The organism is Thioalkalivibrio versutus, from assembly GCF_001999325.1.
Taxonomy (GTDB): domain Bacteria; phylum Pseudomonadota; class Gammaproteobacteria; order Ectothiorhodospirales; family Ectothiorhodospiraceae; genus Thioalkalivibrio; species Thioalkalivibrio versutus.
Window position 1 is genome coordinate 13,006 of the sequence record NZ_MVAR01000031.1, and the last position, 12,450, is coordinate 25,455.

Sequence of the window (12,450 nt, forward strand, 5' to 3'; positions counted from 1 at the left end):
GATGGCTGAACAAGACAACTGGACCGACGCCCTGCGGGCGGAACTGGGCGATGCCCTGGAAAGCCTGCACGAGGCGAACGGCGAGATTACTGTCGATATCGCACCGGGCTCCTGGCGCGAGGCGGGCGAGAAGCTGCGCGACGCCCTGGGCTTCGAGATCCTGATCGACCTGTGCGGGGTGGACTACCTCGAATACGGGCAGGACGAATGGGGCACCGACTCCGCCACCAATACGGGCTTTTCCCGCGGTGTCGAAGCGGCGACCTCCGGGCGTTTCACCTTCGATGATGCTCCGGAAGATTCCAACTGGGACGGCCCGCGGTTCACCGTGGTGGCCCACCTGCTGTCGCTCGAGCATAACCGCCGCGTGCGGATGCGCGCCTGGCTCAGTGACGAGGAGTTCCCCGAGGTCGAATCCCTCGTGGACGTCTGGGCCTCGGCCAACTGGTTCGAGCGCGAGGCCTTCGATCTGTTCGGCATCCTGTTCTCCGGGCATCCGGACCTGCGCCGCATCCTCACGGACTACGGCTTTGTGGGGCATCCGTTCCGCAAGGACTTCCCGCTGATCGGGCATGTCGAGATGCGTTATGACGCCGAGCAGGCCCGTGTGGTGTACCAGCCGGTGACGATCGAGCCGCGCGTGCTGGTGCCCAAGGTGATCCGCGCCGACCATCGCTACAGCGAGGGCGAGAAGCCGGGCGAAGGAGCCGAGAATGCCTGAGATTCGCAACTTCACCCTGAACTTCGGGCCGCAGCATCCCTCCGCCCACGGCGTATTGCGCCTGGTGCTGGAGATGGATGGCGAGGTGGTGCAGCGGGCCGACCCGCACATCGGCCTGCTGCACCGCGGCACCGAGAAGCTCGCGGAGAGCAAGCCGTACAACCAGTCGATCGGCTACATGGACCGTCTGGACTACGTGTCCATGATGGCTAACGAGCACGGCTATGTGCTCGCGATGGAAAAGCTGCTGGGCATCGAGGCCCCGCTGCGCGCGCAGTACATCCGGGTGATGTTCGACGAGATCACCCGCATCCTGAACCACCTGATGTGGCTGGGGGCGCATGCGCTGGATATCGGCGCCATGGCGGTGTTCCTGTACGCCTTCCGTGAGCGCGAGGACCTGATGGACTGCTACGAGGCGGTCTCGGGTGCGCGCATGCACGCGACCTATTACCGCCCTGGCGGTGTCGCGCGGGACCTGCCCGGCACGATGCCGAAGTATCAACCGTCCTCCTGGAAGTCGCAGGAGGTGGTGGATGACCTGAACAAGATCCGTCAGGGCTCGTTGCTGGACTTCATCGAGGCGTTTACCGAGCGCTTCCCCGGCTGCGTGGACGAGTACGAGACCCTGCTGACCGATAACCGGATCTGGAAGCAGCGCACCGTCGGGATCGGCGTGGTCGACCCGGATCGTGCGAAGCAGCTGGGCTTCACCGGCCCGATGCTGCGCGGCTCGGGAATCGAGTGGGACCTGCGCAAGAAGCAGCCCTACGAGGTCTACGACCGTCTCGATTTCGACATCCCGGTGGGCACCAACGGCGATTGTTACGACCGCTACCTGGTGCGCATCGAGGAGATGCGCCAGTCGAACCGCATCATTCGTCAGTGTGTGGACTGGCTGCGCCAGAATCCGGGCCCGGTGCTCCTCGAGGATCACAAGATCACCCCGCCAAAGCGCGAGGAGATGAAGGCCGACATGGAGGCCCTGATCCACCACTTCAAGCTGTTCACCGAGGGCATGTGCCTGCCGGAAGGCGAGGCCTACGCGGCGATCGAGCATCCGAAGGGCGAGTTCGGGGTCTACCTGGTCTCGGATGGTTCCAACAAACCGTATCGTCTGAAGGTCCGTCCGCCGGGCTTTGTGCACCTGTCCGCGCTGGACGAGATGGCGCGCGGCCACATGCTGGCCGATGTGGTCGCCATCATCGGGACTCAGGACATCGTATTCGGGGAGATCGACCGCTGATGGCTGCCGAACAGAAAACTGTCGCCTTCCACAAGCACGCCGCGAAGAAGGTCGAGCTGAGCGCGCACGAGCGCGAAGAAATCGACGCCTGGCTGGCGCGCTATCCCGAGGATCAAAAGCGCTCGGCCGTTCTGGGGGCTCTGCGTGCGGTGCAGCACGAGGATGGCTATCTCTCCACCGCGAAGATGGATGCCGTGGCCGACTATCTCGGGTTGCCGGCGATCGCGGTGTACGAGGTGGGTTCGTTCTACTCCATGTACGAACTGGAGCCGGTGGGCAAGCACACCATCATGGTGTGCGACAACATCTCCTGCATGCTGCGCGGCGCCGAGCCGATCATCGAGCATCTCGAGAAGCGTCTGGGCATCAAGCGCGGCGAGAGTACACCGGACGGCAAGTTCTACCTGAAGCTGGAAGAGGAGTGCCTTGCAGCCTGTTGCGGCGCCCCGATGATGCAGGTGGACCACAAGTACTACGAGAATCTCACCCCCGAGCGGGTCGACGAGATCCTCGACGGTCTGGAGAAGTAGCATGGCCAACCAGATCTGCTTTGCGACGCGTTACCTGGACAACGCCGCCGCGCTCGAGACCTACAAGAGCGTCGGCGGCTATCAGGCGCTGGAGAAGGTCTACAAGGGCAAGATGGCCCCCGAGGACGTGATCGAGGAGGTCAAGACCTCCAACCTCCGCGGCCGCGGAGGTGCGGGTTTCCCAACCGGTCTCAAGTGGTCGTTCATGCCGCGCAACAGCCCGGGGCAGAAGTACATCGTCTGCAACTCGGATGAATCCGAGCCGGGTACCTGCAAGGATCGCGAGATCCTGATGTACAACCCGCATGCGCTGATCGAGGGGATGGCGATCGCTGGGTACGCGATCGGCGCGACGGTGGGCTACAACTACATGCGCGGCGAGTTCATGGACGAAGTGAACACGCGCTTTACGGCCGCGCTGCAGGAGGCCTACGAAGCCGGCTACCTCGGCAAGGACATCTTCGGCTCGGGGGTGGACTTCGATCTGCATCCGTCGCTGGGGGCGGGCGCCTATATCTGTGGCGAAGAGACGGCGCTGCTGGAATCGCTGGAAGGCAAGAAGGGCCAGCCGCGCTTCAAGCCCCCGTTTCCGGCCAACTACGGCCTGTACGGCAAGCCGACCACGATCAATAACACCGAGTCGCTCGCCTCGATCCCGTCGATCATCCGCAACGGCGGCCAGTGGTTCGCGGATCTGGGTGTGCCCAAGTCCGGGGGCGAGAAGCTGTTCTCGGTGTCCGGGCACGTGAACAAGCCGGGCAACTTCGAGATCCCACTGGGCACTCCGTTCAAGGATCTGCTGGAAATGGCTGGCGGTGTGCTGAACGGGCGCAAGCTGAAGGCGGTGGTCCCGGGCGGATCATCGGTGCCGGTGGTACCGGGCGACGTGATGCTGAAGGCCAACATGGACTTCGATTCCATCGCGCATGCCGGTTCCATGCTGGGTTCCGGGGCGGTGATCGTGATGGACGAGACCGCCGACATGGTGAAGTCCCTGCAGCGGATCTCTCGCTTCTATTTCTCCGAGTCCTGTGGCCAGTGCACGCCCTGCCGCGAGGGGACCGGCTGGCTCTACCGCATGCTTACTCGCATCGTCGAGGGCCAGGGCCGACCCGAGGACCTGGAACGGCTGGACGACGTGGCCAGCAAGATCGAGGGCCATACCATCTGCGCCCTGGGCGACGCCGCCGCCATGCCGGTGCGCAGCTTCGTCAAGCATTTCCGCCACGAATTCGAATACTACATCCAGCACGGCCGGAGCCCGGTGGCAGACGCCGCCTGACGCTCTACCGCGCCATCGCATCAGGAATCGAGCATGAGTCAGGATCAGAAACAAGATCTGGTCAGCATCGAGATTGACGGCCGTACGGTGGAGGCGCCCAAGGGCGCCATGCTCATCGATGTCGCCGATGATGCCGATATCCGCATTCCGCGGTTCTGCTACCACAAGAAGCTGTCGGTGGCGGCCAACTGCCGTATGTGTCTGGTCGAGGTGGAAAAGGCACCCAAGCCGCTGCCGGCCTGCGCCACGCCGGTGATGGACGGCATGAAGGTGTACACCCAGTCCCCGCTGGCGCTACGCGCGCAGAAGGGGACCATGGAGTTCCTGCTGATCAACCATCCGCTGGACTGCCCGATCTGTGACCAGGGCGGCGAGTGCGAGCTGCAGGACGTGGCCATGGGCTACGGCGAGAGCGTGTCCACCTATACCGAAGCCAAGCGCGTGGTGAAGGACAAGGACATCGGTCCGCTGATCGAGACCGAGATGACCCGCTGCATCCACTGCACTCGTTGTGTGCGCTTCGGCGAGGAGATCGCCGGGGTGCGCGAGCTGGGCGCGACCGGACGCGGCGAGCACATGCGCATCGGCACCTACGTCGAGAAGACCGTGGCCCACGAGCTCTCCGGCAACGTGATCGACCTGTGTCCGGTTGGGGCGCTGACCGCCAAGCCGTCGCGCTACAGCGCGCGTGCCTGGGAATACGCGCAGGCGGCGACGATTGCCCCGCATGATGCGGTCGGCTCCAATCTGTTCCTGCATACCGACGACGGCCGTGCGATGCGGGTCGTCCCGCGCGAGAACGACGCGGTCAACGAGACCTGGATCTCCGACCGCGATCGCTTCAGCTACACCGGTCTGTATGCGGAGGATCGACTGACCCGCCCACGGATCAAGGTCGACGGCCAGTGGCAGGAGGTCTCCTGGGAGACCGCATTGAGCTACGCCGTCGAGGGCCTGAAGGAAGTGGCCCCGGCGCGCGTGGGCGCGTTGCTCTCGCCTGCACTCTCGCTGGAGGAACACTACCTGGCGCAAAAAGTGCTGCGGGGCATGGGTGTCACCGACATCGATCACCGCGTGAATCAGCGCGATTTCCGTGACGAGGCGGCGGCTCCGCTGTTCCCGTATCTGGGGGTCGCGATTGGCGAGCTCGAAAACGCGGATGCCGTTCTGCTGGTGGGCAGCAACCCGCGCCGCGAGCAGCCGTTGCTGGCACACCGCCTGCGCAAGGCGGCCTCGCGCGGTGCACATGTGAGCCTGATCAACGACATGCTGCTGGACCTGACCTATCCGGTTCAGGCCCAGCTGGTCGGCGACGAGCATGACCAGGTCCTGGCGCTCGCCGGAATCGCCGGGCAGCTCGCCGCGGCCGGCAAGTCGCTGCCGAAAAAGCTGGAAAAGATCGTCAAGGCGGCCGCGACAGACGACGGCGAGACGCGGGAAGCCTTCGAACGCGCAGCCCGTGCGCTGCTGGACGGGAAGCGGGGCCATGTGCTGCTGGGCGCCGCTGCAATCAACGGGCCAGCCTTTGCCACGTTGCGGGCCCTTGCAGGCTGGATCGCCAAACATACCGGTGCCAGCCTTGGCTACCTGCCGCAGGGCGGGAATGCCGCGGGTGCCTGGCTGGCTGGCGTCCTGCCGCATCGTGGCCCGGGTGGGGCGGAGCTGGATGTCGCCGGTACGAATGCCGCTGAGATGATCGAGCAGGGACGCGATGCATTCGTGATCGCCGGGCTGGAGCCGGGCCGCGATGGGGTCGATCCGGCGGCCTTCCAGGCAGCCCTGGAGCGTGCCGGTCTGGTGGTGGCCCTGAACAGCTTCGCCACGCCTGAACTGGAGGCTGTGGCGGATGTGCTGCTGCCGATCGCCACAAGCTTTGAGCAATCCGGGACCTTCGTGAACGCCGAGGGCCGCTGGCAGAGTTTCCGCGCCGCCTCGCGCGCCCCGGATGACGCCCGGCCGGGCTGGAAGGTCTGGCGCGTGCTGGGCAATCTGCTCGACCAGAGCGGCTTCGATTACCTGGATTCGCCCGCAGTGCGGGACGAGCTGAAGGGCCAGCTGGCGGAAGCCAGCTTCGATACCGGTGTCAACCTCAACAAGGTGCAGGTGGAGGTGCCCGAGGCCGGCGCGGGCGACGGGCTGTACCGTGTGCAGGCGGCCGCACTCTACAGCGGCGATCCGCTGGTGCGCCGTGCCGAGCCGCTGCAGACCAGCCCCGAAGGGCTGCTGGCCGAGAGCGTGCTGGTGCATCCCGAGTCTGCCGGCGAGCACGCCCATGGCAGCCGCGTGCGACTGCGTCAGGGCAAGGCCGAAACGGAATTGACCCTGTTGCTGGACGATTCGGTGCCGCCGGGTCTGGCCGTGACCTTTGCGGGTTCCGCGGCCATGGGGGCCCTCGGCCTGCCGAACACCACGGTCACGCTGGCGCGGGCCTGAGGGACTTAAGACATGTTCGACTGGATGATGAACCTCTTCTACAGCCTTCCGACGGTCATGCAGATCCTGATCGGCATTCAGCTGATCGTGATTCCGCTGATGCTGGCCGTGGCCTACACGACCTTCGCCGAACGCAAGGTCATCGGTTACGCCCACGTGCGCATCGGCCCGAACCGGGTGGGCCCGCGCGGCTGGTTGCAGCCGATCGCGGACGCCCTGAAGCTGTTGACCAAGGAGGTCATCCTCCCGACCAACGCTAATCGCTTCCTGTTCCTCAGCGCCCCGGTGCTTACGATTGCGCCGGCTTTGGCGGCCTGGGCGGTGGTTCCGTTTTTCGACGGCGGGGCCCTGGCGGACGTGAACGCCGGCCTGCTGTATCTGCTGGCCCTGACCTCCCTCGGTGTGTACGGCATTATTATCGCGGGCTGGGCCTCGAACTCGAAGTACGCGCTGCTGGGCTCGCTGCGCTCGGCCGCGCAACTGGTCTCCTACGAGATCGCGATGGGCTTTGCCCTGGTGGGCGTGCTGATGGCTGCCGGCACCCTGAACGTGGGCGGGATTATCGAGGCGCAGTCCGGGAGCGTGTACCACTGGTTCCTGCTGCCGTTGCTGCCGATGTTCTTCGTGTACTTCATCTCCGGGATCGCGGAGACCAACCGTGCGCCCTTCGACGTCGCGGAGGGCGAGTCCGAGATCGTGGCCGGGTTCCATGTGGAATACTCCGGCATGGCGTTCGCGGTGTTCTTCCTGGCCGAATACGCCAACATGATCCTGATCTCGGCGCTGACCGCGATCCTGTTCCTGGGGGGGTGGCTGTCGCCGTTCCAGGGCATCCTGCCGGCCGCCGTGTTCGACTGGCCGGTGATCGGGGCACTGCTGGATCACGGGATTCACTGGTTCCTGTTCAAGACGGCGGTGTTCCTGTTCGCCTTCCTGTGGTTCCGCGCCACCTTCCCGCGCTATCGCTATGACCAGATCATGCGCCTGGGCTGGAAGGTCCTGATCCCGGTGACCATCGTCTGGCTGTTTGTCGAGGGCGTGCTGGTCGCGTTCAACGTCGGCCCGTGGTTCGCCTGAGGAGATCGTGATGAAAGCCGTGCGCCGTTTCTTCAAGAGTTTCCTGTTCTTCGAGCTGCTGCTGGGGCTGCGCCTGACCGGGCGTTACCTGTTGAGCCGCAAGTTCACCGTGCAATACCCGGACGAGAAGACGCCGATGTCGCCGCGCTTCCGCGGACTGCACGCCCTGCGCCGTTATCCCAACGGCGAAGAGCGCTGCATCGCCTGCAAGCTGTGCGAGGCGGTGTGCCCGGCGCTGGCGATCACCATCGACTCCGAGGAGCGCGACGACGGCACGCGGCGGACCACGCGCTACGACATTGACCTGTTCAAGTGCATCTTCTGCGGCTTCTGCGAAGAGGCCTGTCCGGTGGATTCCATCGTCGAGACGCACCTGTTCGAGTACCACTTCGAGAACCGGGGCGAGCAGATCATGACCAAGGACAAGCTCCTGGCCATTGGTGACCGCTTCGAGAAAGAGATCGCGCAGGCCCGCGCGGTCGACGCCCCCTACCGGTAACGCAGGGAACGCCTCATGACCTTCGAGCTTGTCCTTTTCTACCTGTTCGGTGCGATCCTGCTGGGAGGTGCGCTGGCGATGATCAGCGTGCGCAACCCGGTGCATGCGGCGCTGTTCCTGGTGCTTTGCTTTGTTGCCGCCGCGGCATTGTGGGTCATGGCGGAGGCCGAGTTCCTGGGCATCGTCCTGGTGCTGGTGTACGTCGGCGCGGTCATGGTGCTGTTCCTGTTCGTGGTGATGATGCTGGACATCAACCTCGCCAAACTGCGCGAGGGCTTCGCCGAGTATCTGCCGGCGGGGATCGTGGTCGCGCTGGCCATGGCCACTGTGCTGGTGCTGGTGATTACCCGCTACATCACCATGGACGCCCCCGAGCGCGCCGGCCCCGAGTACGCCAACACCGAGGCCCTGGGCGCGATCTTGTACACCGAGTACGTCTATCCGTTCGAGATCGCCGCGGTCATCCTGCTGGTCGCGATCATCGCCGCGATCTCGCTGACCATGCGCAAGCGGCCGGACAACAAGTCGATCGACCCGGGCAAGCAGATGGCGGTCTCCCGCGAAGGGCGGGTGCGCATGGTCGCCATGCCGTCGGAGAAGAAAGAAGCCCCGCGCCGGGGTGCGCAGGGGTCCGGGGCGAACGCCCCGGGCAGGGACGACGGCTCGAAGTAGGCACACCGAGTACACAGGCATCCCGGCCGCGCGCCGGGACCCGGACACCGGGGGCGGGCAACGTCCCCGAAAGAACTCAGGGCTAGAACATGATTACGCTAGAGCACTACTTGGTGCTGGCCGCGCTTTTGTTTTCCATTAGCGTGGCCGGGATCTTCCTGAACCGGAAAAACGTGATCGTGCTGTTGATGTGCATCGAGCTGATGATGCTCGCGGTGAACATCAACTTCATTGCCTTCTCGTTCTTCCTGCAGGACCTCGCGGGCCAGGTGTTCGTGTTCTTCATCCTGACCGTCGCCGCGGCCGAGGCGGCCATCGGCCTCGCCATCCTGGTGTTGCTGTTCCGTAATCGCGGAACCATCAACGTCCAGGACATGGATGCAATGAAGGGATAAACGGCCATGGATACGATCTATCTGCTCATTGTTCTGGCGCCACTGTTCGGCGCGATCGCCGCCGGCCTGTTCGGTCGCCAGATTGGCCGTGCCGGGGCGCACACCGTCACCATCCTGGGGGTGGCGGTGTCGTTCATCCTGTCTGTGGTGGTCTTCTGGGCGCATGTCTTCGGGGATGCCGGGGTCTACAACGAGACCCTCTACACCTGGCTGGTGTCGGACGGCATCCAGTTCGAAGTCGGGTTCCTGGTCGACAACCTGACCGCCATGATGATGCTCGTGGTCACCTTCGTCTCCCTGATGGTGCACATCTACACCATCGGGTACATGAAGGACGATCCAGGCTATCAGCGCTTCTTTGCGTACATCTCGTTGTTCACCTTCTCCATGCTGATGCTGGTGATGGCGAACAACTTCATGCAGCTGTTCTTCGGCTGGGAGGCCGTGGGGCTGGTCTCCTATCTGCTGATTGGCTTCTGGTACAAGCGCCCGACCGCGACCTACGCGAACATGAAGGCGTTCATCGTGAACCGCGTCGGGGACTTCGGTTTCCTGATCGGCATCGCCGCGCTGGTGTTCTATACCGGCAGCCTGAACTACACCGAGGTGTTCGCCGAAGGCCAGGCGATGAGCGAGGCCACGATCACCATCTGGCCGGGCTGGACCTTCGGCCTGCTGGACCTGGCGCTGATCTTCCTGTTCATCGGTGCGATGGGGAAATCCGCCCAGGTGCCGCTGCACGTCTGGCTGCCGGACTCCATGGAAGGCCCGACGCCGATCTCCGCGCTGATCCACGCGGCCACCATGGTGACCGCGGGCATCTTCATGGTCGCGCGCATGTCGCCGCTGTACGAGTTCTCGGTCGCGGCGCTGTCGTTCATTCTCATCATCGGCGCGATCACTGCGTTCTTCATGGGCCTGATCGGGCTGGTGCAGAACGACATCAAGCGCGTGGTCGCGTACTCGACGCTGTCCCAGCTGGGTTACATGACCGTGGCTCTGGGTGCGTCGGCGTACGCCGCGGGGCTGTTCCACCTGATGACCCACGCCTTCTTCAAGGCGCTGCTGTTCCTGGCTGCCGGCTCGGTGATCATCGCCATGCACCACCTGCAGGACATGCGCGCGATGGGCGGCCTGCGTCGGTACATGCCGATCACCTACGTGACGGCGCTCATCGGGTCCCTGGCGTTGATCGGCTTCCCGTTCTTTTCCGGGTTCTTCTCCAAGGACGCGATCATCGAGGCGGTGGGCTATTCCGAAACCCCAGGGGCCACGTTCGCCTACTGGCTGGTGCTGGCCGGGGTGTTCGTCACCGCGCTATACACCTTCCGCATGTTCTTCATGGTGTTCCATGGCGAGGAGCGCTATGACCAGGCACACAAGTACATGCCGGACCACGGCGACGAACACGACGATGAGCATGGCGATGACCACCACCACGGTCCGTTGCAGCCGAAGGAGTCGCCGTGGGTGGTGACCGTGCCGCTGATCCTGCTGGCGATCCCGTCGGTCGTGGCTGGCTACTTCATCGGTCCGATGTTGTTTGGCGACTTCTTCGCCAACAGCCTGTTCGTGTTGCCGGAGCAGGATGTGCTGGCGACCAAGGGCGAGACCTACACCGGGGTCATCGGCTTTGTACTGCACGGTCTGATGCTGCCGGCGTTCTGGCTGGCAATGGCCGGCCTGGCGACCGCCTGGTACCTGTACATGAAGCGCCCGGAACTGCCGGCGTTGATCGCCGAGCGCCTGAAGCTCGGGGTGCGCATCCTCGAGGACAAGTACGGCTTCGACCGCTTCAACGACTGGTTCTTTGCCGGCGGGTCGGTGCGTCTCGGGCGGGCGCTGTGGCGCTATGGTGACGCGCTGATCATCGACGGCTTGCTGGTCAATGGCACGGCGCGCTCGATCGGCTGGATCTCGTCGCGTGTCCGCCACATGCAGTCCGGCTTCCTCTACCACTACGCGTTCGTGATGATCATCGGCCTGCTGGTCCTGATGTTCGCCTTCGTGATCTGAGCGGCTTCGACACCCATGCGCTCGAAGCCCATCGCTGTTTCAAGGAACGACCATGTTTGCTGACTGGCCTATCTTGAGTCTGTTGATCTGGCTGCCGATTCTCGGTGGCTTCCTGGTGCTCGCCGCCGGGCGCGACGCGCCCCATGTGGCGCGTCGGCTCGGGCTCGCGGTGGCCGTAGCGACCTTTGTCGTCAGCCTGCCGCTCTGGTTCGTGTTCGAGCGGGGGACCGCCGAGATGCAGTTCCAGGAGCTGGCCTCCTGGATCCCGGCGTTCAACGTGAACTACCACCTGGGTGTGGACGGCATCTCCATGCCGCTGATCCTGCTGACCACGCTGATCACCGTGGTCGTCGTGGTTGCCGCGTGGGAATCGGTGAAGGACCGCATCGCCTACTACATGGCCGCGATGCTGGTGATGGAAGGCCTGATGATCGGCATGTTCGCATCGATGGATGCGGTGCTGTTCTACGTGTTCTTCGAGGCGATGCTGATCCCGATGTTCCTGGTGATCGGGATCTGGGGCGGTCCGCGACGTGTCTACGCCACCCTCAAGTTCTTCCTCTACACCTTTCTCGGTTCGGTGTTCATGCTGGTCGCGCTGATCTGGATGTACATCCAGTCCGGCAGCTTCCTGATCCAGGATTTCCATGCCCTGCAGATCGGCCTGACCGCGCAGATCCTGATCTTCCTCGCGTTCTTCATGGCGTTCGCGGTGAAGATCCCGATGTTCCCGGTGCATACCTGGCTGCCGGATGCCCACGTGGAAGCGCCCACTGGCGGCTCGGTGATCCTGGCCGCGATCATGCTGAAGATCGGGGGCTATGGCTTCCTGCGCTTCTCGCTGCCGATCACCCCGGATGCCAGCGCCGTGCTCGACACCATGATGATCGTGCTGTCGCTGATCGCCATCGTCTACATCGGCCTGGTGGCGCTGATCCAGAGCGACATGAAGAAGCTGATCGCGTATTCGTCGATCGCGCACATGGGCTTCGTGACCCTGGGCTTCTTCCTGGCCTTCTACATCTACTCCAACACCGGTGACTGGGAAGGCGCCTCGCTGGGTATCGCCGGCGGCATGGTGCAGATGATCTCGCACGGCTTCATCTCGGCGGCGATGTTCCTCGCGGTGGGGGTGCTGTACGACCGCCTGCACAGCCGGCAGATCGCCGACTACGGCGGTGTGGTGAACACCATGCCGTGGTTCGCCGCGTTCTTCGTGCTGTTCGCCATGGCCAACACTGGCCTGCCGGGCACGTCCGGATTCGTCGGCGAGTTCATGGTCATCCTGGCCGCGTTCAAGGCGGATTTCTGGATCGCGTTCCTCGCCGCGACCACCCTGATCCTGGCCGCTGGCTACACCCTGTGGCTGGTCAAGCGCGTGATCTTCGGCGCGGTGGCCAACGAGAACGTGGCCGGTCTTTCCGACATGAATCGCCGCGAGTTCTTCCTGATGGGCGTGCTGGCCTTCTTCACGCTGCTTCTGGGCGTATGGCCGGCCCCGCTGCTGGATGTGATGAACGCGACCATCGACCACCTCGTGGCGCATATCGCGCAGTCGAAGCTCTGAAGGGGCGCCTGA

Annotated in this window: 11 protein-coding genes; all 11 read left to right on the forward strand. The window is 64.2% G+C overall.

The genetic code is table 11. The features are described from left to right. The first annotated feature begins 1 nt into the window (after position 1). The 11 genes from B0684_RS11000 (at position 2) to B0684_RS11050 (ending at position 12,438) form a co-directional block, all read left to right on the forward strand. Positions 2 to 721, forward strand: coding sequence for an NADH-quinone oxidoreductase subunit C (locus B0684_RS11000; RefSeq protein WP_018146235.1), 720 nt, complete (start codon positions 2 to 4; stop codon positions 719 to 721). After that, complete coding sequence (locus B0684_RS11005) at positions 714 to 1,967, forward strand: NADH-quinone oxidoreductase subunit D (RefSeq protein ID WP_018146234.1); 1,254 nt, start codon at positions 714 to 716, stop codon at positions 1,965 to 1,967. The genes B0684_RS11000 and B0684_RS11005 overlap by 8 nt, the downstream gene beginning before the upstream one ends. Continuing rightward, positions 1,967 to 2,497, forward strand: coding sequence for an NADH-quinone oxidoreductase subunit NuoE family protein (locus tag B0684_RS11010; protein WP_018167902.1), 531 nt, complete (start codon positions 1,967 to 1,969; stop codon positions 2,495 to 2,497). The genes B0684_RS11005 and B0684_RS11010 overlap by 1 nt, the downstream gene beginning before the upstream one ends. A 1-nt stretch (position 2,498) precedes the next feature. Continuing rightward, the gene (gene nuoF / locus B0684_RS11015; protein WP_018650400.1) at positions 2,499 to 3,779 is read left to right on the forward strand and encodes an NADH-quinone oxidoreductase subunit NuoF; all 1,281 of its coding nucleotides are present in this window, start codon (positions 2,499 to 2,501) and stop codon (positions 3,777 to 3,779) included. Positions 3,780 to 3,812: 33 nt separating this feature from the next. Beyond that, positions 3,813 to 6,212, forward strand: coding sequence for an NADH-quinone oxidoreductase subunit NuoG (nuoG, locus tag B0684_RS11020; protein ID WP_018176460.1), 2,400 nt, complete (start codon positions 3,813 to 3,815; stop codon positions 6,210 to 6,212). 12 nt (positions 6,213 to 6,224) lie between these two features. Then, positions 6,225 to 7,289 (forward strand): NADH-quinone oxidoreductase subunit NuoH, encoded by a 1,065-nt coding sequence (gene nuoH / locus B0684_RS11025; protein WP_018650399.1) that lies wholly within the window; start codon positions 6,225 to 6,227, stop codon positions 7,287 to 7,289. 10 nt (positions 7,290 to 7,299) lie between these two features. Beyond that, the gene (gene nuoI / locus B0684_RS11030) at positions 7,300 to 7,788 is read left to right on the forward strand and encodes an NADH-quinone oxidoreductase subunit NuoI (protein ID WP_018146229.1); all 489 of its coding nucleotides are present in this window, start codon (positions 7,300 to 7,302) and stop codon (positions 7,786 to 7,788) included. 15 nt (positions 7,789 to 7,803) lie between these two features. Beyond that, on the forward strand, positions 7,804 to 8,460 hold the full coding sequence (locus B0684_RS11035) for an NADH-quinone oxidoreductase subunit J (protein WP_018146228.1): 657 nt from the start codon (positions 7,804 to 7,806) through the stop codon (positions 8,458 to 8,460). Between the two features lie 89 nt (positions 8,461 to 8,549). After that, on the forward strand, positions 8,550 to 8,855 hold the full coding sequence (gene nuoK, locus B0684_RS11040; protein WP_018141813.1) for an NADH-quinone oxidoreductase subunit NuoK: 306 nt from the start codon (positions 8,550 to 8,552) through the stop codon (positions 8,853 to 8,855). Positions 8,856 to 8,861: 6 nt separating this feature from the next. Continuing rightward, positions 8,862 to 10,871 carry an NADH-quinone oxidoreductase subunit L gene (gene nuoL / locus B0684_RS11045; RefSeq protein ID WP_018146227.1) on the forward strand — a complete coding sequence of 670 codons (2,010 nt, stop codon included), beginning with the start codon at positions 8,862 to 8,864 and terminating at the stop codon, positions 10,869 to 10,871. A gap of 52 nt (positions 10,872 to 10,923) precedes the next feature. After that, a complete protein-coding gene (locus B0684_RS11050) occupies positions 10,924 to 12,438 on the forward strand; it encodes an NADH-quinone oxidoreductase subunit M (protein WP_018167897.1) in 1,515 nt (504 codons plus the stop codon). Positions 12,439 to 12,450 lie beyond the last annotated feature (12 nt).